At 64.8% G+C, this 21,868-nt stretch carries 17 protein-coding genes; 10 read left to right on the top strand and 7 right to left on the bottom strand.

All coding sequences use genetic code 11. The features are described 5' to 3' along the window. Positions 1–75 precede the first annotated feature (75 nt). Positions 76–555 carry an Lrp/AsnC family transcriptional regulator gene (locus tag RAD04_RS36880; RefSeq protein ID WP_461627704.1) on the top strand — a complete coding sequence of 160 codons (480 nt, stop codon included), beginning with the start codon at positions 76–78 and terminating at the stop codon, positions 553–555. Positions 556–627: 72 nt separating this feature from the next. Further along, a complete protein-coding gene (locus RAD04_RS36885; protein ID WP_461627705.1) occupies positions 628–939 on the top strand; it encodes a DUF1272 domain-containing protein in 312 nt (103 codons plus the stop codon). A gap of 116 nt (positions 940–1,055) precedes the next feature. On the opposite strand, the gene fahA is transcribed toward RAD04_RS36885, so the two are convergent. The 5 genes from fahA to RAD04_RS36910 form a co-directional block, all read right to left on the bottom strand. Then, positions 1,056–2,327: a fumarylacetoacetase gene (fahA, locus tag RAD04_RS36890; protein WP_461627706.1), complete on the bottom strand. Its 1,272-nt coding sequence runs from the start codon at positions 2,325–2,327 to the stop codon at positions 1,056–1,058. Between the two features lie 210 nt (positions 2,328–2,537). After that, positions 2,538–3,884 (bottom strand): homogentisate 1,2-dioxygenase, encoded by a 1,347-nt coding sequence (hmgA, locus tag RAD04_RS36895; protein WP_461627707.1) that lies wholly within the window; start codon positions 3,882–3,884, stop codon positions 2,538–2,540. Positions 3,885–3,886: 2 nt separating this feature from the next. Then, entirely contained in the window at positions 3,887–4,843 is a 957-nt protein-coding gene (locus tag RAD04_RS36900; RefSeq protein WP_092261373.1) for an MBL fold metallo-hydrolase, read from the bottom strand. 25 nt (positions 4,844–4,868) lie between these two features. Continuing rightward, positions 4,869–5,096, bottom strand: a complete 228-nt coding sequence (locus RAD04_RS36905) for a DUF2783 domain-containing protein (protein ID WP_461627708.1) — start codon at positions 5,094–5,096, stop codon at positions 4,869–4,871. A gap of 8 nt (positions 5,097–5,104) precedes the next feature. Further along, complete coding sequence (locus RAD04_RS36910; protein ID WP_461627709.1) at positions 5,105–6,736, bottom strand: FAD-dependent oxidoreductase; 1,632 nt, start codon at positions 6,734–6,736, stop codon at positions 5,105–5,107. A gap of 110 nt (positions 6,737–6,846) precedes the next feature. Here RAD04_RS36910 and RAD04_RS36915 point away from each other — a divergent pair, with 110 nt between their 5' ends. Both RAD04_RS36915 and RAD04_RS36920 read left to right on the top strand, forming a co-directional pair. Then, entirely contained in the window at positions 6,847–7,389 is a 543-nt protein-coding gene (locus tag RAD04_RS36915; protein ID WP_461627710.1) for a MarR family winged helix-turn-helix transcriptional regulator, read from the top strand. A gap of 90 nt (positions 7,390–7,479) precedes the next feature. Further along, the gene (locus RAD04_RS36920; protein ID WP_461627711.1) at positions 7,480–8,199 is read left to right on the top strand and encodes a methyltransferase domain-containing protein; all 720 of its coding nucleotides are present in this window, start codon (positions 7,480–7,482) and stop codon (positions 8,197–8,199) included. A gap of 60 nt (positions 8,200–8,259) precedes the next feature. Here the strand turns inward: RAD04_RS36920 and RAD04_RS36925 are convergent, their stop codons facing one another. Next, on the bottom strand, positions 8,260–9,066 hold the full coding sequence (locus RAD04_RS36925; protein ID WP_461627712.1) for an N-acyl homoserine lactonase family protein: 807 nt from the start codon (positions 9,064–9,066) through the stop codon (positions 8,260–8,262). 367 nt (positions 9,067–9,433) lie between these two features. Between RAD04_RS36925 and RAD04_RS36930 the strand changes: the two genes are divergently transcribed. From RAD04_RS36930 to RAD04_RS36945, 4 genes are all read left to right on the top strand, one after another. Beyond that, positions 9,434–10,978, top strand: a complete 1,545-nt coding sequence (locus RAD04_RS36930; RefSeq protein WP_461627713.1) for a caspase family protein — start codon at positions 9,434–9,436, stop codon at positions 10,976–10,978. 159 nt (positions 10,979–11,137) lie between these two features. Beyond that, on the top strand, positions 11,138–11,809 hold the full coding sequence (locus RAD04_RS36935; RefSeq protein ID WP_461627714.1) for an OmpA family protein: 672 nt from the start codon (positions 11,138–11,140) through the stop codon (positions 11,807–11,809). A gap of 158 nt (positions 11,810–11,967) precedes the next feature. Continuing rightward, positions 11,968–12,897 (top strand): efflux RND transporter periplasmic adaptor subunit, encoded by a 930-nt coding sequence (locus RAD04_RS36940; RefSeq protein WP_028143894.1) that lies wholly within the window; start codon positions 11,968–11,970, stop codon positions 12,895–12,897. Next, positions 12,897–16,031: an efflux RND transporter permease subunit gene (locus RAD04_RS36945; RefSeq protein ID WP_461627715.1), complete on the top strand. Its 3,135-nt coding sequence runs from the start codon at positions 12,897–12,899 to the stop codon at positions 16,029–16,031. The genes RAD04_RS36940 and RAD04_RS36945 overlap by 1 nt, the downstream gene beginning before the upstream one ends. Before the next feature lie 143 nt (positions 16,032–16,174). Here the strand turns inward: RAD04_RS36945 and RAD04_RS36950 are convergent, their stop codons facing one another. Next, positions 16,175–16,849: a Crp/Fnr family transcriptional regulator gene (locus RAD04_RS36950; RefSeq protein ID WP_028143892.1), complete on the bottom strand. Its 675-nt coding sequence runs from the start codon at positions 16,847–16,849 to the stop codon at positions 16,175–16,177. A 245-nt stretch (positions 16,850–17,094) separates the two neighbouring features. Here RAD04_RS36950 and RAD04_RS36955 point away from each other — a divergent pair, with 245 nt between their 5' ends. After that, complete coding sequence (locus tag RAD04_RS36955; protein ID WP_461627716.1) at positions 17,095–19,170, top strand: AsmA family protein; 2,076 nt, start codon at positions 17,095–17,097, stop codon at positions 19,168–19,170. Positions 19,171–19,413: 243 nt separating this feature from the next. Beyond that, complete coding sequence (locus RAD04_RS36960) at positions 19,414–21,861, top strand: adenylate/guanylate cyclase domain-containing protein (protein ID WP_461627717.1); 2,448 nt, start codon at positions 19,414–19,416, stop codon at positions 21,859–21,861. Positions 21,862–21,868: the final 7 nt, after the last annotated feature.

The raw sequence follows: 21,868 nt of genomic DNA on the forward strand, positions 1-21,868 counted from the left end.
CCGCAATGAGCGTGCAAACGGGACGGTCTTTGGCTATCATATGCACGATCTGTGCATGAAATGGACAAATGACGCATGATTTCGGTTGACGCCTTCGACCTCAAGATCCTGGGCGCGCTCCAGGACGACGGCCGCCTCACCAATCAGGAGCTCGCCGACCTCGCGGGACTTTCGGCCTCGCAATGCTCGCGCCGGCGGATGCGGCTGGAGGAGGAGAAGGTGATCGCAGGCTATCACGCCGATCTCTCCAGCGAGGCGCTCGGCTTCGGCGTGATCGCCTTCATCCAGGTGACGCTTGCGACTCACTCGCCGGATAATTCGAAGCGGTTTCGCGCATTGGTTGGCCGTATCGACGAGATCCAGGAGGCCTATTCGCTCACCGGTGACGCCGACTACGTGCTGAAGGCGGTGCTGCGCGATCTCAAGGGTCTCTCCAACCTCGTCAACGACGTCTTGATGCCGCACCAGAGCGTGGCGCATGTGCGCTCCTCGATCGTGCTCGACAGGCTGAAGGAGAGCTCGCGATTGCCGCTGAGGGAGATCAGGGCCGGCTGAAATCGAGGGAACTACGTCATTCGCGCTTCCCGCGCGATCTGCGATGATCCCAGCCAATCCGGAGATTCAGCCATGGCCCTCCAGCTTCGACCGAACTGCGAATATTGCGACCGCGACCTGCCGCCCGATGCAACTGATGCGCGGATCTGCTCCTACGAATGCACGTTCTGCGCGGATTGCGTCGAGACCAAGCTGTCCAACGTCTGCCCGAACTGCGGCGGCGGTTTCGCGCCGCGCCCGATCAGGCCGACGCAGGAATGGCGGCCGGGCGTCTGCACCACAAAGCAGGCGCCGTCGGACAAGCGGGTGCATTTGAAATACAGCGTCGAGGACGTCGCGGCGCATTGCGCGCGGATCAGGGACGTGCCGCCGGAGAAGCGATAATTTAGGGGCCGTCGTTCCGGGGCGCGCAAAGCGCGAACTCGGAACCTCGAGATTCTCAGGTGCGTAAGTGCGCACCATAGTTCGATGCTCCGCATCGCCCCGGAATGATGGCAACTTCACTCCGCCGCCAAGATCGTCCCCTCGACCTCCCCGAAGCCGACGCGATAGCCGTTGCCCTGGCACCAGCCGCGCATCACGAGGCTGTCGCCATCCTCGAGGAACGAGCGCTTGGCGCCGCCGGGGATCTCGACCGGCTCGGTGCCGTTCCAGCTGATCTCGAGCAAGCTGCCGCGCTGGTTCTTCTCGGGACCGGAAATCGTACCGCTACCCAGGAGGTCGCCGACATTCATGGCGCAGCCGGAGGAGGCGTGGTGCATCAACTGCTGCACCGAGGACCAATACATGTATTTGAAATTGGTGCGGCTGATGCCGGCGGGCGCGTTGGCACCGGCGGCGCGCAATGAGACGTCGAGCTCGACATCGTAATTCTGCGGCTTGCCCTGCCTGAGATAGTCGAGCGGCACCGGCTCCTGCTCCGGCCCCTTCAGGCGGAACTGCTCCAGCGCCTCGCGCGTCACCACCCACGGGCTGATCGAGGTCGCGAAGGCTTTTGCGAGAAACGGGCCGAGCGGCACATATTCCCATTGCTGGATGTCGCGCGCGCTCCAGTCGTTGAGCAGCACGAAGCCGAAGATCATCTCTTCGGCCTGTTGCTCGCTCAGCATGCCGCCCATCGGCGAGGGTTGGCCGACCACGACGCCCATCTCCAGTTCGAAATCGAGCCGTTTGCACGGGCCGAAGCTCGGCACGTCCACATTCGGCGGCTTCAGCTGCCCGCGCGGGCGCTTCACCTTGGTGCCTGACACGACGACGGTCGAGGCGCGACCGTTATAGGCGATTGGCATATGCAGCCAGTTCGGCTGCAGCGCATTGTCCTTGCCACGGAACATCACGCCGACATTGGTGGCGTGCTCTTTCGAGGAATAGAAATCGGTATAGCCGGAGACCGCGAACGGCAGATGCAGTCTTGCATCGCGCATCGGCACGAGCGCGCGGCTGCGCAGCTCCTCATTGTCGCGCAGCTCCGGATGATCGGCCCGCAGCAGCTCGCTGATCCGCGCCCGCGTCTTGGTCCAGACTTTTGGCCCGAGCGCCATGAAGGGATTGAGCGAAGGCCCGGAGAACACGCCGAGCGGGCCGACATCGAGCCGGGAATCCTGCTCGAGCTCCCAGAGATCGAGCACGTAATTGCCGATGGCGACACCAACCCGCGGCGTCGGATTGGCCGCGGTCGAGAACACGCCATAGGGCAGGTTCTGGATCGGGAAGTCGGAAGAAGGATCGACGTCGATGAAGGAGCGGAGGTTGGGGTCGTTGGGGTGAGGCATGGGTTTCCCGTTGCGCAGCGGTGACGGTGTCACCCTCCCCTGGAGGGAGAGGGTCGGCTCATATTGAGCGCAGCGAAATATCAGACGGGGTGGGGTGATCTCTCAACACGGGCAGCGCTCCTCGCAGAGAGACCGTCACCCCACCCCGTTACGCATTCCGCTTCGCTGCATGCGTAACGACCCTCCCCCTCCAGGGGAGGGCAAGAGAGACTACGGCTTGTTCGGGTCGAACCGCTTCTCGAGTCCCTTCCAGCAATCCGCGTAATCGTCCTGCAGCGTCGAGGCATTCGCGGCATGCGCGGTGACGCGCTGCGGGTAGCGGGTCTCGAACATGAAGGCCATGGTCCCCGTCAGCTTCACCGGCTTCAATTCACCATTGCTGGCATGCTCGAAAGCGTCGCGGTCCGGGCCGTGCGGCAGCATGCAATTGTGCAAGGAGATGCCGCCGGGGACGAAGCCTTGCGGCTTGGCATCGTAGACGCCGTAGATCAGGCCCATGAACTCGCTCATGATGTTCATGTGATACCAGGGCGGCCGGAAGGTGTTGTCGGCGACCATCCAGCGCTCGGGGAAGATCACGAAGTCGATATTCGCGGTGCCCGCCGTCTCCGACGGTGAGGTGAGAACCGTGAAGATCGAGGGATCGGGATGATCGAAGCCGATCGCACCGACCGGCGAGAAGGTGCGCAGATCGTATTTGTAGGGCGCGTAATTGCCGTGCCAGGCGACGACGTCGATCGGCGAATGCGGCAAGGTCGTCTTGAACAACGAGCCGCCCCATTTCACGTAGAGCTCGGTCGGCGTGTCCTTGTCCTCGTAATGCGCAACCGGCGTCAGGAAGTCGCGGGCGTTGGCGAGGCAGTTGGCGCCGATCGGCCCGCGCTCCGGCAGCGTGAACGCGCCGCCATAGTTCTCGCAGAGATAGCCGCGCGCCGGCCCGTTCGGAATCTCGACGCGGAACTTGACGCCGCGCGGGATAACCACGATCTCGCCGGGCTCGGCATCGATGCGGCCAAACTCGGTGACGAGGCGCAAATTGCCCTGCTGGAGCACGAACATCAGCTCGCCGTCGGCATTGTAGAAATGCTGGTCCACCATCGATTTGGTGATGAGGTAGACGTGCGCGGCCATGCCGGCCTGTGTATTCACATCGCCCGCCGTCGTCATGGTCTGCACGCCCTGAACGAAGGTCACATCGTCCTTCGGAAGCGGCGTCGGGTCCCAGCGCATCTGCGCGATCGGCAGATCGTATTCGTGGCATGGCGCCGAACGCCACAGGCCGGCCTCGACTTTCTCGAAGCGGCCGGAATGCTTCACCGAGGGGCGGATGCGATAGAGCCAGGAGCGCTCATTGGTGCCGCGCGGCGCGGTGAAGGGCGAGCCGGACAATTGCTCGGCGTAGAGCCCGTAGGCGCAGCGCTGCGGCGAGTTGCGCCCGATCGGCAGCGCGCCCGGCAGCGCTTCGGTCTCAAAGCTGTTGCCGAAGCCGGACATGTAGCCCGGCGTCACCTGCGCCGAGCTGCGGATGATCTGATCGGGCGAGGTGTTGATGTTCATCACTATCCTCCTCCTTGCAGGGCTGCCCACATGTCCTGGTCGCGCTTGTCGGTCCAGATCACGGGGTCGTCGATCCCGGATGCCTCATCATAGGCGCGCGACACGTTGAACGGCAGGCAGTGCTCGTAGATGGCGAAGCTGTGGAATTTCGGATCCATCACCTCGCGGGTCGCCGCCATCGATTCCTTCAGCGTGCGCCCCTTGGCCACCGAGATTTCGGCCGCGCCATAGAGCGAGGTGACGAAATCGCGCGTCATCGCGATGGCTTCGCGCACCGTGGCCGTGCCGTTGAGCGCGTCGCCGCGGCCCGGCGCGATCGCCTTGGGATTGAAGTTGCGGATCTCGTTCAGCGTCAGCGGCCATTCGCGCAAATGCGCGTCGCCGCAATAGCAGGCCGAGTGATATTCGATGAGGTCGCCGGAGAACATCACTTCGGCATCAGGCACCCAGGCGACGATGTCACCGGAGGTGTGGCCGGCCCCGAGCTGCATCAGCCGCACTTCGCGCTTGCCGAGATAGATCGACATCTCGCCTTCGAAGGTCAGCGTCGGCCAGGTCAGACCGGGGATGCTCTGCGCGTCCTGGAACAGCCGCGGGAAGCGGCCGTACTCGGAATCCCAATCCTGCTTGCCGCGCTCCTCGATCAGCCGATAGGTCTCCTGCGAGGCGACGATGCCTTGCGCCTTGTAGGCGGAGGCCCCTAGCACGCGCACGGCATGATAGTGCGACAGCACCACATATTTGATCGGTTTGTCAGTCACAGTGCGGACGCGCTCGATCACCTTGTTCGCCATCGCCGGCGTCGCCTGCGCGTCGAACACCAGGCAACCGTCGTCGCCGACGATCACGGCAGTGTTCGGATCGCCCTCGGCGGTGAAGGCGTAGAGATCGGTGCCGATCTCGGAGAAGGTGATTTTCTTCTCGGAGAGATCGCCGGTGGATGCGAAGTTCTTCGCCATCAATTCGTCCTTTGAGTCTTTTGGGTTATTGTTGTTGCTGCTGTTGTTGCTGCTGACCGTCGATCATGCGGCGCTTGGCAAGCTCGATCGCCTCACGCAGCACATCGATGTCGCCGATATGGTTGGCGAGGATCAGCACCAGCGCCGCATCGAAATCGGCACTCTGCTCCTCGGTGAGCCCGCGGTGCACCTCGACGATGGCGCGAAAGGCATCGTCCGGCCGCGCAAAGTTGGAGCTGGTAGACAACGGCATGCGAAACCTCAATTCAACCCTTGAGCCTGCGACAACGCCGCCGCGATCGCGGCGCGCGTTGGATGGCGGAAGCGCGCGGCGACATAGCCATCGGGCCTGAGCAGATAGGCAGCGCCCGGCGCGGCGCCGTAGCGCTTTGCGACAAGGCCCGTGGGATCGGCAAGTCCGCCCTCGCCACCGATGCGAACATCCTTGACCCCGTTGGGCACATCAATCGCCGCGCCATTGTTGAACGAGAGCAGGGTGAAGTCCGTTCCACCCTTGCGGAAGGCGTCCGTCAGATAGGCCTGCTCGGCAATTGGCGCATCGAGCATGGAGCAGCCGGGAGACGGTCCGCCGCCCCACACATCTGCATCCGGCGACGACAGCGGCGAGGCGTAGCTGCACGGCACCGACAGGCGCCCGCCATTGACCATGCGTTTGCCGAACTCGGTCTCCTTGGCCAGCGACAGCACCGCCTTGCGCAGCCGCGCTTCCTGATGCGAGTTCGGCGCCATGAAATCGGTCGAGCGGGTGGATTCGCGGATGTTCTCGTCGGCCGCCATGCTGCGCTCGGCGTGATAGCTTTCGAGCAGGCTTGCGGGCGAGGTGCCCCGCAGCACGCGGTCGAGCTTCCAGGACAGGTTTTCGGCGTCCTCGAGTCCGGAATTGGCGCCGCGGGCACCGAACGGCGAAACCTGATGCGCGGAATCACCGGCAAAAATCACGCGGCCATGGATGAAACGATCCATCCGCCGGCACTGGAATTTGTAGAGCGAGATCCACTCGAACTCGAACTTGTCGTGGCCGAGCATGCGCGCGATCCGCGGCCGCACGTTCTCCGGCTTCTTCTCGACGACGGGATCGGCGTAGCGATTGAGCTGGAGGTCGATGCGCCAGACGTCGTCGGGCTGGCGGTGCAGCAGCGCCGAGCGGCCGGCATGGAACGGCGGATCGAACCAGAACCAGCGTTCGGTCGGGAATTCCGCCGTCATCTTGACGTCGGCGATCAGGAACTGGTCCTCGAACACCTGTCCCGCGAACTCGGCCCCGACCATCTGCCGCAGCGAGGAGCGCGCGCCATCGCAGGCGATCACATATTGCGCGTGCAGGCGATAGGCGCCCTCCGGCGTTTCGATCGTCAGCGCTACGGAATCGTTGCGCTGCTCCAGCGCCGTCACCTTATTGCGCCAGCGCAGGTCGATCTCGGGCAGATCCTGGATGCGATCGACCAGATAGGCTTCGGCGTAGTATTGCTGGAGATTGATGAAGGCGGGCCGCTTATGGCCGTCCTCGGGCAGGAGGTTGAACTGGTAGAGCAGGGACTCCCCGTGGAAGATCCGGCCGACGCTCCACACCACGCCCTTGGCGACCATGCGATCGCCGACGCCGAGCCGGTCCCAATATTCCAGCGACCGCTTCGAGAAGCAGATCGCGCGCGAGCCCTCGCCGATGCGATCGGCATCATCCAGAAGGACGACGCGCTGGCCGCGCTGGGCGAGGTCGATCGCGAGCGACAGCCCGACCGGGCCGGCGCCGACAACCACGACGGGATGCTCGGCCGGGCTTTGGCCGGCGCGGTCTTGATCGGCATGGCGGCGATAGCCGAACTGGGCTTTGGCCTGATGCGTCTTGACCTGAAGAGTCTTGGCCTGCGCCATACTCGAACCTCGGCTCTGGTCAGGAGAGGACTAATCTGCTAGATAGTCTCACGTGCAACTATTTTGGACCGGAGCCGGCCGGCCGTCAACTGGAATTCGGAGCGCGCTCCTTGGCGAGGACATCCAGCGACATCGCAGAGAAGGCACGCGAAGCCGAAGAGGCCTCCGTGCGGCCAAAGGCACGGCTCGACCTGTTCAAGTTCGTGCCGTTTCGTCTCAACCGGCTCGCAGCGGAAGTCAGTTCCGCACTCTCGGTCGAATATCAGGAACGGCATGGTCTCGACATTCCGGCCTGGCGCGTGATCGCCACGCTCGGGTTCCGCAACGATGCCTGTAGCGCGCAGTACATCGCCCAATGCACCCGCACGCACAAATCCACCATCAGCCGCGCGGTGACTGCGCTGCTCAACGAGGATCTGATCGAGCGGGTGGAGAACGAAGCCGACCGCCGCGAATTCCGCCTGCAACTGACGAAGAAGGGCCGCGCGCTCTACGAAGAGCTGTTCCCGCAGCTGCTGCGGCGGGAAGACGAAATCCTCGCCTGCCTAACCGCACAGGAGCGCAAGCGTCTCTCGACGCTGCTCGGCAAGATCGAGGAGAGTCTCGATCTGATCCAGACCAGCAAAGAGGCCGACGCGAAAGAGGCGTATTAGGACGCGCACTCATAGAGGCGCAGACGTCGGCTTTTGGGAGTCCGGTTGAGAAAGCTTGGTAGGCCCGTGACGGCAGTGGCGTATATAGCGATGCTACTTGTGGCCTTTGCTGCAACTCGCGCATACGCCGTTGACATGGGTTATCTGGCACCCCCCGGAGTGGCTGCAAACGAGTTTCCCTCACCGCAGCGCCCTGTCGCACGAATCGTCAGCCCGCGCCGCTCCGCCGAGGAGCGCCGCGACGCCCTCGATGAGGCCGGTCAAATCGCACGCGTTCTTGACCTGAAACCAGGTATGACAGTCGGTGACATTGGAGCAGGCAGTGGCTACCACACGATCAGGCTCTCGCACCTCGTCGGACCCGCCGGCTCTGTCGTTGCCCAGGACGTCACGCGGGATTACCTCGTCGAACTCGCCAGGCGAACAAAACTTCTGAAGTTGACGAACGTGCAATTCGCGCTCGGCGAACCACACGACGCGCGTCTGCCCGCTTCTTCACTGGATGCCGCAATCCTTGTGCATATGTACCACGAGATAGCCCAACCCTATGCCTTCCTCTACAATCTCGCGCCCGCCTTGAAGCAGGGCGCGCGGGTCGGAATTGTCGATCTTGAGCTTCCGACGTCGAAGCACGGCACGCCAATTGAGCTCTTGCGCTGCGAATTGACTGCCGTCGGCTATCGCGAGATCGTCACATATAAGCTCGCAGGGGACGGAGGATACCTGGCGGTATTCTCTCCCCCGGAGCTAAAGGCTCGAAGATCTCCCCGCGATATCGTTGCTTGTGTGGATCCTGCCGGCACTCGTTGAGTGCCATATCTGCCGCCCGAGGGTTCGCGCTTCGCGCGCCCCGGAATGACGGCTTCGCCCTCACTTCGCAAACGACCGCGACGGCGGCAGATGCAGCGCCCAGGCGTCGACCTTGTCGCTGGCGCGCGGATAGATTTCCGTGACGATCGGATCATGGCCCGGAATGAATCGATCAGGATGGCCGGCAAGACGCTCGATCGTCTCCCAACCTTGTGCCATGTCGCCGACATTGTAGACGATCGGGAACGGGCTCTTGCGCTGCAGATTGGCATAATAATGCGCGGCATCGGACGCCAGCACCACCGGCCCGCGCGCGGTTTCGACCTTGACCACCTGCAAGCCGTCGGAATGGCCGCCGACGCGATGCACGGTGACGCCGGGCGCGACCTCGCCGTCACCCGAATAGAAAGTGACGCGCTCGCCATAGACGTGGCGCACCATCTGCGTGACGTGCTCGACCGAGAACGGATGTCGCAGCAGTCCGTTGCACATGCAGCGCCCGGTCGCGTAGGCCATCTCGCGCTCCTGGAGGTGGAAGCGCGCCTTCGCAAAGCGATCGAGATTGCCGGCGTGGTCGTAATGCAGATGCGTCACGATGACGTCGCGAATGCTTGACGCCGCGACGCCAAAGCGCTCCAGCGCATCGACCGGATTGAGCGTCAGCTTGCGCGCCCGTGCGCTTGCCTCCTCGGCATTGAAGCCGGTGTCGACCAGGATGTCGCGGCCGCCGCCGCGGATCAGCCAGACGAAATAGTCGAGGTCCTGCGCCGCGCTGTCATGCGGATCGGGCTGAAGGAAGTTCATGCTGGGGGTGCGCGGCGACATCGTCGCATAGCGCAGGGCGTAGATCTCGTAGGCGTTTCCCATGGTTTTTGCTTTTCTGAGTGGATCTTCGGCACGATCCTGCGCACCAAGCCATTCTCCGCTGCAAAGGTCAAACGCCGCGCCGCATCACGGCGGCAGGCTTTCAATGTGAGACCAATCACATTTTCGTCGCCATGGAGGCCCTAACGTGCCGCCGGTAAGATCGAGCCGGATCACGTCGAGCACAAACATGACAGCCTGTTTATTCCCCCTGCGGCGCACCCAGGCGTTGCGGTCAATCGTCGCGATAACGCCGAATCTCCAAGCGGTTGACGCCTCCCGTCCCCGGTTTGATAATGCAGGATGCGTAAGTTAAGGTCGCCGCGGCGCAAGCTGGTAACGGCGCCTTTTTGGCTGGACCGCGCTGATTATGAAAATTCGCTTCCTTTTCCTTCTGCCCTTGCTCGTCTCGCTCGTCCCGACTGCCCCATCGCTCGCGGCCGGTGACCGCTTTGCGCTGGTCATCGGCAACGCCAAATATCCGGATGCGGATGCCCCGCTGAAGGAACCGATCAACGATGCCCGTGACGTCGCCGACGAGCTCAAGCGCGACGGCTTTTCGGTCGAGATCGGCGAGAATCTGACCGGCGACGGCATGCGCCGCGCCTTCGACAAGCTCTACGGCAAGATCAAGCCGGGATCGGTGGCGCTGGTATTCTTCAGCGGCTTCGGCATCCAGTCGGCGCGCCAGAGCTACATGTTGCCGATCGATGCGCAGATCTGGACCGAATCCGACGTGCGCCGCGACGGTTTCAGCCTCGAGACCGTCCTCGGCGAGCTCAACACCCGCGGCGCGGGCGTCAAGATCGCGCTGGTCGACGCTAGCAGGCGCAATCCGTTCGAGCGCCGGTTCCGCAGCTTCTCGGCCGGCCTGACCCCGGTCATCGCGCCGAACGGAACGCTGGTGATGTATTCGGCGGCGCTGGCCTCGGTGGTCTCCGACGCCGGCGGCGAGCACAGCCTGTTCGTCCAGGAGCTCCTGAAGGAAATCCGGGTCCCCGACCTGATGGCCGAGGAGACGCTGAACCGGACCAAGATGGGCGTCACCCGCGCTTCGCGCGGCGAGCAGGTGCCTTGGATATCCTCTTCATTGGCCGAAGATTTCTCGTTCAGCCCGGGAGCCGGCGGATCGCGTCCGGCGCCTAGCGCGCCGCCCGCGCCTCCCGCGCCGCCGCCGGTCGTCGCCAACAACCCGCCGCCGGCACCGCCTGCGCCGCCGACGCCGCCTCCTCCGCCGAAGCCGGCCGACACTGCAGCGGCACCCGCGCCGGCTTCTCCACCTGCGCCTGCGCCCGCGCCGGCCCCCACGCCGAAGCCGCAGGTCGAGGCCGCGCTGCCCCCGCCGCCACCGCCGGTAAAACCGATTGATCCCGCTCCGGCACCGAGCATGGACAGCGGGCCGAGCGCTGCCGCGCTGGCCGACGATCCCACGATCAAGAGCCTGACCTCCAAGATCGCCGCCAATCCTGATGACGTGAACGCGCTGTACCGGCGTGGCCAGGTCTATGCCAGCAAGGGCGCCTACAACCTTGCCATCAAGGATTTCGACGACACGCTCCGGATCAACACCAAGGATGTCGAGGCGCTGAACAACCGCTGCTGGACCCGCACCGTGGTCGGCGACCTCCAGGGCGCGCTGAAGGATTGCAACGAGGCGTTGCGGCTGCGGCCCAACTTCGTCGACGCGCTGGACAGCCGCGGGCTCGTCAACCTCAAATCGGGCGCGGTCAAGAATGCCATCGCCGATTTCGATGCGGCCCTGAGGATCAACCCGCGCCTGACTTCCTCGCTCTACGGACGCGGCCTCGCCAAGCAGCGCAATGGCTCCGCCCAGGAAGGCGCGCTTGATATCGCCAATGCCAAGGCGATGGATCCGAACATCGTTCAGGAGTTCGCAAGCTACGGAGTGCGCTAGTATTTTTTTGAATTGAGGCAGGCGGCGCCTCGAACCCCTGGTGGCCCAAGGAAGACTAACGAACGGATGCCGCAAGCAGCCTTCCCCGGGGGGCTCATTGCAGGAATTTTGGCAGGAATTTTGGAACCGCGCGAGCTGGCTGCGCAGGAGGGACTGGTTATGAAATCGGCTGCAAAGGGACTTACCGCGATCCTGTCCATCATCGCTCTTGGCGCTGCGCTGTCGCTGCCGGCCTCGCCTGCCTTCGCCGGCGACGACGGCAACAGCAAGAACGTCACCGAGGACGACATCGTCCGCGCGCTGGCGCCGCCAGCCAAGAAGCCCCTGACCCGCGGCCTCTCGATCGCCCCGCAGGCCGATCCCGCGCCGAACGCCGCTGAGACCAAGCTGATCCAGTCGGTGCGCGGCCGCTCGACGCGTTCGCTGTCCTCGACCGAGCGCGAGGAAATCGCATCGGTCGCCAAGGACAAGCCGAACATCGATCTCGAAATCACGTTCGACTACAACTCCGCCAATATCAGCGCCAAGTCGATGCCATCCGTGCAGGCGCTCGGTCGCGCGCTGACCAGTCCCGACCTGAAGGGCTCCACCTTCGTGGTCGCCGGCCACACCGATGCCGCCGGCGGCGAAACCTACAATCAGGACCTGTCGGAACGCCGCGCGGATGCGATCAAGCGCTACCTCGTCGACAAGTACAGCATCTCCGCCACCGACCTCGTCACCGTCGGCTACGGCAAGAGCAAGCTGAAGAATCCGAGCCAGCCCATGGCGGAGGCCAACCGCCGCGTCCAGGTCGTCAACATGGAAAACAAGACCACCGCATCGAAGTGAGCACGACGCAATCCTCTGAAGTGACAAGTCGTGATGTGGTGTAAAGTCTCGCTTCCAGAGCGCGTCCCGCGGCCTTGCGGGACGCCGCTTTGTTTCAGGGAAACGCTCTCGATGGGCCTCGCGCGGATGGCCGTGAGCCAGGCCAGGATGATCCGGCGATGAACCTCTCCGAATATCTCAAGCCTGCCGGAACGGTGGTGTTCGTCGTCGCGCTCGGCGTCGGCTATTACCTGTTCGAGCATCGCAAGCGCGCCGAGCCGAAGGAGACGCAGAGCGAGGCGCTCGTCATCGTGACGAAGTCGACCAATGCCTGCTTCTCCGACCTCGTGCGGGTGACCGGCTTCTTCGTGCCGCGCCGCGAGGCCGTGGTCATCGCCGACCAGGAGGGATCCAAGGTCACCGATCTCTTCGTCACCGAAGGCACCGTCGTTGCCGACAACCAGGAGTTGGCGCGCCTGACCGCGCCGCCGCAGATCCCGGGGCAGCCGCAGAGACCCGGTCCGCAAGGCCCGATCTCCCTGAAGGCACCTGCGCCGGGCCTCATCACCGAGGTCCGCACCATCGTCGGCGCGCCCGCTTCCCCGCAGGCTGGCCCGATGTTCCGCATCGCCGTCAACAACGAGATCGAGCTCGATGCTCAGGTCCCGGCGGTGCACATGCCCAAGCTCAGTTCGGGCGCCACCGTGCGGATCAGCCGCGACGACGCGCCCGATTTGATCGGCCGGGTCCGGCTGGTTGCGCCCGAGATCGACCGCGCCACGCAGCTCGGCCGCGTCCGCATCAGCGTCACCAACAATCCGTCGCTGAAGGTCGGCGTGTTCGCCCGTGCCTCGATCGACGCCAAGCGAAGCTGCGGCGTCTCGATCCCCAAGACCGCGATCGACCATCTCACCATTCAGGTCGTCAAGGGCAACACGATCGAGACGCGCAAGGTGCGGGTCGGGCTGTCGTCCGACAACGCGACGGAAATCCTGGAAGGCCTCGACGTCGGCGAAATCGTCGTGGCCGACGCCGGCTCTTCGCTCCATGACGGCGACCAGATCAAGACCATGTTCGCCGATGAACTCGATCGCACGCGGGTACGCTGATGGCTCTCAATATCTCGGCTTGGTCGATCCGGAATCCGCTGCCGTCGGTCGTCTTCTCGATCATCCTCTTGATTCTCGGCTGGGTGTCTTTCACCAAGCTCGCGGTGACGCGGCTGCCTTCGGCCGACATTCCCGTGATCTCGGTCGTGGTCTCGCAGTTCGGCGCAGCGCCCGCCGAACTCGAATCGCAGGTGACCAAGACGGTCGAAGACGCCGTCTCCGGCGTCGAGGGCGTGCGGCACATTACCTCACAGATCACCGACGGTGTGTCGGTCACCACCATCCAGTTCGCGCTGGAGACCAATACCGACCGCGCGCTCAACGACGTCAAGGACGCGGTGACGCGTGTGCGCTCGAACCTGCCGCAGAACGTCACCGAGCCGCTGATCCAGCGCGTCGACGTGATCGGCCTGCCGATCGTCACCTATGCCGCGATCTCCCCCGGCAAGACGCCCGAGCAGCTCTCCTACTTCGTCGACGACGTGGTCAAGCGCGCGCTGCAAGGTGTCCGCGGCGTCGCCCAGGTCGAGCGCATCGGCGGTGTCGAGCGCGAGATCCTGGTTTCGCTCGACCCGGACCGTTTGCAGGCAATGGGCCTGACCGCGGTCAACGTCAGCCAGAGCCTGCGCGGCACCAATGTCGACGTCGCCGGCGGCCGCGCCGAGATCGGCAAGAACGACCAGGCGATCCGCACGCTCGCCGGCGCCAAGACGCTGAGCGATCTCGCCGGCACCATGATCCCGCTGTTCGGCGGCGGCGAGGTCCGGCTCGACGATCTCGGTACCGTCACTGACACCATCGCCGACCGCCGCACCTTCGCCCGCTTCAACGGCGAGCCGATCGTTGCGCTCGGCATCAAGCGCTCCAAGGGCGCCAGCGACGTCAAGGTGGCCGAGGCCGTGCAGAAGCGCATCGACGTACTCAAGGCCGCCTATCCCGACGTCGACCTGAAGGTGATCGACACCTCGGTCGAATACACCAACGGCAATTACCACGCGGCGATCTCCACCCTGTTCGAAGGCGCCATCCTCGCCGTCGTCATCGTGCTCTTGTTCCTGCGCGACCTGCGCGCCACCATCATCGCCGCGATCTCGCTGCCATTGTCGATCTTCCCGGCGTTCTGGGCGATGGACCTGCTCGGCTTCTCGCTGAACCTCGTCAGCTTCCTCGCCATCACGCTATCGACAGGTATTCTGGTCGACGACGCCATCGTCGAGATCGAGAACATCGTGAGGCACATGAACATGGGCAAGTCGCCCTATCGTGCTGCCCTCGAAGCCGCCGACGAGATCGGCCTCGCGGTGATCGCGATCTCGCTCACCATCATCGCGATCTTCGCACCGGCGAGCTTCATGTCGGGCATCGCCGGACAGTTCTTCAAGCAGTTCGGCATCACCGTCTCGGTGCAGGTGTTCTTCTCGCTGCTCGCGGCGCGCTTCGTCACGCCGGTGCTCGCCGCCTACTTCCTCAAGCCTGGCACTCACGAAGAGCCGCCGCCCGGCCGCGTGCTGCGGTCCTATCACAGGATCGTGGCCTGGTCGGTAAAACACTATTTCATCACGGTGCTGGTCGGCTTCGGCGTCTTCGCCGCCTCGATCTGGAGCATTACGCTGTTGCCGCAGGGTTTTCTGCCGGCGCAGGACAGTTCGCGCTCACTGCTGGCCCTCGAGCTTCCGCCGGGCACCCAGCTTGCCTATACCGAAAAGGTCACCGAGGACATCGTCGCGCGCCTGCGCAAGCGGCCCGAGGTAAAGAGCATCTTCGTCGACGGCGGGCGCGTTCCACCGGGCACCCAGGAAGTCCGGCGCGCCGCACTGATCATCAACTACACGCCCAAGGATGCCCGCGACATCACCCAGCGCGAGCTCGAATTCTCGATCAGCCAGGAATTGGAGAACATTCCGGACATCCGTTTCTGGTTCCTCGACGAGAACGGCCTGCGCGCCATTTCCCTGGTCGTGACCGGTGTCGACGCCAACATCGTCAACAATTTCGCGAGCGAGCTCGCGACGCAGATGAAGCGGATTCCCACCATCTCCAACGTGATCTCGGAAACCACGCTGGAGCGGCCCGAGCTGCGCGTCGAGCCGCGCGCCGATCTTGCCGCGCGGCTCGGCGTCTCGACCGAAAGCCTGTCGCAGACCATCCGCGTCGCCACCATCGGCGATGTCGGACCCGCGCTGGCCAAGTTCGACGTCGGTGACCGTCTGGTGCCGATCCGTGTGCAGCTCGAGGATGCCGCACGCGGCAATCTGAAGACGCTGGAGCAGTTGCGCGTGCCGCTCGGCGAGCACGGCGAGAAGGGCGGCGTGCCGCTCTCGGTCATCGCCGACGTCAAGCTCGATCAGGGCCCGACCAGCATCAACCGCTACGATCGCGAGCGGCAGGCGACCGTCGCCGCCGACCTCGTCGGCTCCGCCGCGCTCGGCGACGCCACCAAGAAGATCTACGACCTGCCGGTGATGAAGAGCCGGCCGAAGGGCGTGAAGGTCTCTCCCTCCGGCGACGCCGAAAGCCTCAACGAGCTGTCCGACGGCTTCGCCACCGCGATCACGGCAGGCCTGATGATGGTCTACGCCGTGCTGGTGCTGCTGTTCGGCACCTTCCTGCAGCCGATCACCATCCTGTTCTCGCTGCCGCTCTCGATCGGCGGCGCCATCGCGGCCCTGCTCATCACCGGCAAGCAGCTCACCACGCCGGTGTGGATCGGCATTCTGATGCTGATGGGCATCGTCACCAAGAACGCGATCATGCTGGTGGAGTTCGCGATCGAGGCGATCCGCGACGGCAAGCCGCGCGAGGAAGCCATGATCGACGCCGGCATGAAGCGCGCCCGCCCAATCGTGATGACCACGATCGCGATGGCCGCGGGCATGATGCCGAGCGCGCTCGCGGTCGGCGCCGGCGGCGAATTCCGCTCGCCGATGGCGCTCGCGGTGATCGGCGGCCTGATCTTCTCCACCATCCTGTCGCTGGTGTTCGTGCCCGCGATGTTCATGGTGATGGACGATCTCGGCGCCCTGATCTGGCGCTTCGCCAAGCGGCTGATCGTGCACAGCGAGGACGCCGAGACGGACGGTCATCACGGCGCGGCACCCGCACCGAAAGACGTCGCCCACCGTGCTGCGGAGTAAGATTCCAGGCGAGCAGCTGGAGGGGCGCGTCAACGCAGGGCGCCTTCAAGGCGCTATGTTACCCCAATAGCTTTCACGCGAATCACGCTCGGCCCTGCGGTCTGCACCGGCAAGCCCTGCATCGCGGGCTGTGCGGCTGATCCCTACTCGTTCCGCGCGATCGCGGTCAGCTTGGTCATGTTCCTGAGCAGGATGCGGCCGCGCTGGAGATCGAGGATCGCTTCCTTGCGCCAGGCCTGCAGCTGGCGGTTGACGCTCTCGCGGGCGGCGCCGACGAAGACGCCGAGCTGCTCCTGCGAGATGTGCACCTCGGAACCGAAATCGGCGGCCAGCGCGCAGAGCCGCCGCGCGAGGCGCACCGGAAGCGGCTGCAGCATGGATTCCTCCATGCGCTCGCTCTGCCAGCGGATGCGCTGGCACAGCAGTGCGATGATCTTGATCGCGACCTTCGGCTCGCGCTCGAGGAAGCTGAGAAAATCTTCGCGCCGCAGCACGAACAATTCGCTGGCCTCGCCCGCGGTCGCATCCGCGGTCCGATTCTGGCCGTCCAGCACTGCGACTTCGCCGAACAGGTCGCCCGGGCCCATGAAATTGAGCGTCAGCCGGCTGCCGTCGGAGGCACCTGTCTCGATGCGGACCTGGCCGCGGCGCACGCCGAACAGCGCGTTGCCGGCATCGCCCTTCTGGAACAGCACCTCGCCGTTCCCCAGGTGCTGGGTGTGACAGAGATTGGACAGCCGCTGGAGCTCGTCTGCACCGAGATCCGCGAACATCGCGTTCATCTTCAAAATGACCGCAAATTCGGCCTGCTTGCTCATTTCAATGTCCTTGTGAAGTCCTGGTCAGTCATCTTGTCAGACGCTTGGCAAATCGCTTGAAACCATCACGATCAGGATCGCGTAAAACCGCGTCGGGGAAGTGTGTCATAAGTCACATAACTTTGCAGCACCCCCTGACTATTTTTACGCGCTTGGAGCCGCTTCCCGTCCGGGGATAAACTCGGCCGCGAAGGATGGATAACCGGCGGGATTCGACGCCGATTGTCCGTCAGTGGAAAGTCGAGATGAGAGCAGTAAAATTCGCCGGCGCGGCATTGGCCGCCGTCATCATCGTGATCGCAGTCCTGCTGGTGGTCGGAATCCCCTCGGGCTTCCTGACGTCGACGATCGCCTCGCGCGTCGAGAGCGCGACCGGCTATCGTCTGTCGATCGACGGCACCACCAAGATCAGCCTGTGGCCGACGCTGAACGTCACCCTGAACGACCTCTCGCTTGCCGACCCCCGGGATCGCAGCGGCATCACGCGCGTGACGGTCGACAGCGTGCAGGCCGACATGTCGCTCTCCAGCGTGTGGTCGGGCCGCCCTGAGATCCGCGAACTGATCGTCACCCATCCGGTGCTCTACCAGCCGCTGCTGCGTGAACGCCTGCCGAATGCGGGGAACTCGTCGAAGCCGCCCGCGCTCGATGTCGGCGGCGCATCCATCGACCGCGTCAAGGTCACCGACGGCGAAGTCGCATTCTCGCGCGTGCGCGATCGTGTCGAGGGCCGCATCAGTGCCATCAACGCGGAGGCGACCATCGGCCGTGACCGCAAGGTCAATGTCACCGGCACCGCGCGCGTCGGCGACCACCCGACCAAGTTCGACATCAAGGCGACCACGCCGGCGCCGCCGGCCGACCGGCCGACGATCCCGGTGGATTTCGCCATAGACATGCCCGACGTGTTGAAGTCTCAGCTCACGGGTCATGCCGAGATGCGAATGAACGGCGACGTCGTGATGATCAACAGCGTGAATGGCCGGCTCGGCGATGACACATTCAACGGCTGGGCTTCGGTCGACATTGCCAGCAAGCCGCTGGTCAAGCTCGACCTCGACTTCCAGCGGCTGGCGATTCCGCTGGCGAAAACGCCGGAGGGCGCAGCGGGGCAGCCCTGGAGCAATGCGCCGATCGACGTCTCCGGGCTCAATTATGTCGATGCGCAAGTGCGGATCTCCGCGAACGAAGCCGTGATCGGCGATGCCCGCATCGCGCCGCTGGCGCTCGATGCCAAGCTCGCCGGCGGCGTGCTGAAGGCCGGCACCGCCAATCTCGGCGCCTATGGCGGCCAGGTCTCCGGCGAGGTGATCCTCGATGCAACCACCGGCGCGCCGAGTTTTGCCATGCATTCCGATCTCGTCGGCGTGCGTGCGCTGCCGCTGCTTCAGGGCCTTGCCGAATTCGACCGCATCGACGGCAAGCTGCAGGCCAAGCTCGCTCTGCGCAGCGCGGGCACCAGCCAGCGCGCGCTGATGGCCAACATGCAAGGCACGGCCTTCGTCAATTTCCAGGATGGCGCCATCCGCGGCATCAATGTCGCGCAGATGATCCGCTCGCTGACATCGGGCACGCTGTCCGGCTGGCAGGACAACCAGAATGCCGGCCAGGAGCAAAGCACCGACCTGTCGCAGCTCTCGGCCTCGTTCCGCATCGACAAGGGCCAGGCGGTGACGACCGATCTCAACCTGATCGGGCCGCTGGTGCGCGTCACCGGCGCCGGCACCATCGCGCTCGACACCAAGATGATGGGCTTTCGCGTCGAACCGAAGCTGGTGATGACGACCGAAGGTCAGGGCCGCGCCAATGAGCCGGTCGGCTTCGGCATTCCCGTGATGATCCAGGGCAGCTGGTCGCAGCCCAAGATCTACCCGGACATGGCCGGCATGCTGGACAATCCGGATGCCGCCTATGCCAAGCTGCGCGAGATGGGCAAGGGCCTGTTCGGCCCTGATGGCGCCGGGCTCGGCAACATTCTGGGCAGCCTTGGAAGTAATCTTGGTCTCGGCGGCACGCCTGCGCCCGGCGGCAATGCGGCCGGCAATGCCAATCCGCAAGCCCAGCAGCCGGGCCAGAACAATCTGCTCGGCGGTCCCTTGGGCGAAGCCATCGGCAATTTGATTCAGCAGGGGCTGTCCAATGGCGCCGGAAGCAGCACCGGCGCCGCGCCAGGCACCGGCCGCAGCCGCAGCCTGCCGGCAACGCCCTCCACGCCGACGCCGCAGGCCTCGCCCGCGGCTCCGGCCCTTGAGGACCCGCCGGTCGCGCAGCAGGACAGTCAGCCAATGAACGACGTGCTGCGGCAACTTTTTAACCGGTGATTGGCGGGCTGGGCTCCACGGCAATCCCCTTACATCAGCTTCCCCGCCACCGGCTTCCTCCGAACGGATGAGGCTGCGGCAATTCGCCGGCCTTCCGCCGGTCCCCGCGTCCCCAGGGAGTAACCACGCGGGCCGGTCCCCGGCCCGCGCGGCGGTCCTTTGGCCCAAATTGTGATAGAACGGCCGGGAAGGGCCTGCACGGCCCGTGAGCGCCGGCGTCGATGGCGGCGCGAGAGGATCGGGATGGCAGGAGCGAACGACAAGACACGGTTTCTGCGCGAGGGCCTGTTCGCCAAATACGTCGTCTCCCTCGTCGGCCTCGTCGTGTTCGTGCTCGCCGTCAACGGCGCGATGGAGACCTGGATCTCCTACCGCGCCACCAAGACACAGCTGACCGACGGGCTGGAGGACAAGGCGCAAGCCGCCGCCCGGCGGATCGAGCAGTCGATCTCGGAGCTCGATCGCCAGATCAGCTGGGTGACGCGGGCGAGCCAGGACACCCTCGAAAAGCGCCGTGCCGACTACGCGTCGCTGCTGCACCAGGTCTCGGTCGTCAACCAGCTGTTCCAGCTCAACGGCGAAGGCCGCGAGGTGCTGCGCGTCTCGCGCCTGTCGACCACGACCGGCAGCAATGCCGACCTCTCCCGCGACATGCGCTTCACCGACACCGTCGCCCGCGGTGTCAGCTATGCGCCGGCCTGGTTCGCCGACCGGACGCCGTTCATGTCGATCTCGGTGGCGCATTCCGGCTTCAATGCCGGCGTCACCGTGGCCGAGATCGACCTCAGCTTTCTCTCCGACTTCCTGTCCGACGCGCAAGTAGGCAAGGCCGCCTTTGCCTATGTCGTCGATCCCCGCGGCCGCGTGCTGGCGACATCGTCGAAGGGGCCCGATGTCGGCAAGGATTTGTCGAAGCTGCCGCAGGTGGCGGCCGCGATCGCGCCTGGCCATGAGGGCGACAGTTCGGGCACCGACTTCAACGGCCATGCGGTGATGAGCGCCGCGAGCACGGTGCCGAGGCTCGGCTGGAGCGTGCTGTTCGAGCAGCCGACCACGCAGGCCCTGACGCCGATCCGCGACCAGCTGGTGCGCATCGCCCTTCTGATCGGCATGGGCCTCATGGTCGCGATCCTCGCCGGCACGCTGCTCGCCCGCCGCATGATCATTCCGATCACGGCGCTGCGCGACGGCGCCTACAGGCTCGGCGAGGGCGATTTCAATCACCGCATCGAAGTGCGCACCTCGGACGAGCTGGAAGATCTCGCCGGTCAGTTCAACCGCATGGCCGGCCAGATCCAGGAGACCTATTCGGACCTGGAGACCAAGGTCGAGGAGCGCACGCGCGATCTGGCGCAGTCGATCAACGAGCTGAAGGTGCTCGAGGAGGTCGGCCGCGCCGTCGCCTCCTCGCTCGATCTCAACGCCGTGCTGCCGACGATCGCCGCGCGCGCGATCGAGATCACCCATGCCGATGCGGTGCTGATCTACGGCTTCGATGCCGAGACGCGGCGCTTCAATCTGGTCGAGGCCAACGGCATCGACAAATCCGCCGACGGCGCCCATGTCACGATCGACGAAGGCGAGAACATCCTGAGCGATGCCGCCGAAAGCGGCGAGCCGATCGCGATTGCCGAACTTAGCGCGGCCGCCGAGCAGCCGCTGCGCGAGGTCGCCATCGCTGCCGGCTTCCACTCGGTGCTGGTGGTGCCGCTGGTCGACCAGCAGGGCACGCTCGGCTCGCTGGTGGTGCTGCGCCGCGCGAGCGGCGAGTTCGCCGCCAGCATCATCGGCCTGATGCGCACCTTCGCCAACCAGGCCGTGCTGGCGATGCGCAATGCGCGGCTGTTCACCGAGGTCGACCACAAGAGCCAGGCCCTGGAGACGGCGAACGAGACCGTGCGCGCCCAGGCCGACAAGCTGCGCGAGCAGACCGAGCAATTGAAGAACTGGAACAAGTCGCTCGAGGAGCGCGTCAAGACCCAGCTCGGCGAGATCGAGCGCATCCGCAAGCTGGAGCGTTTCCTGGCGCCGCAGGTGGCGCAGCTGATCGCCTCCTCCGACAGCCCCGAAGGGCTGCTCACCAGCCAGCGGCGCGAGGTGACCGTGGTGTTCTGCGATTTGCGCGGCTTCACCGCATTCACGGAAGCGACCGAGCCGGAAGAGGCGATGAATGTGCTGCGCGAATATCACGCCGCGCTCGGCAAGCTGATCTTCAAGTATGAGGGCACGCTCGACAAATATGCCGGCGACGGCGTGATGATCCTGTTCAACGCGCCGATACAGTTCGAGGACCACACCAAGCGCGCCGTGAAAATGGCGGTGGAGATGCGTGACACCATCGGCCCCCTGACCGAGCGCTGGCGCAACCGCGGACACAGCCTCGGCTTCGGCATCGGCATCGCGGTCGGCTATGCCACGCTCGGCCAGGTCGGCTTCGAGCAGCGGCTGGAATATGCCGCGATCGGCAGCGTCACCAACCTCGCCTCCCGCCTCTGCGGCGAGGCCAAGCCCAATCAGATCGTCGTCAGCCGCCGCGTCTACGGCATCGTCGAGCCCTGGGTCGAAGCGCGCGCCCTCGACGATCTCCAGCTCAAGGGTTTCAATCATCCCGTGCTCGCGATGGAGATTTTGAACTGGCGCGAGGAAGTCGAGAACGTGGTGGATGCCTCAGCGGTGCGGCGAAGGGGATAGCTTCCTT

It is taken from the genome of Bradyrhizobium sp. 25ACV, assembly GCF_054863005.1.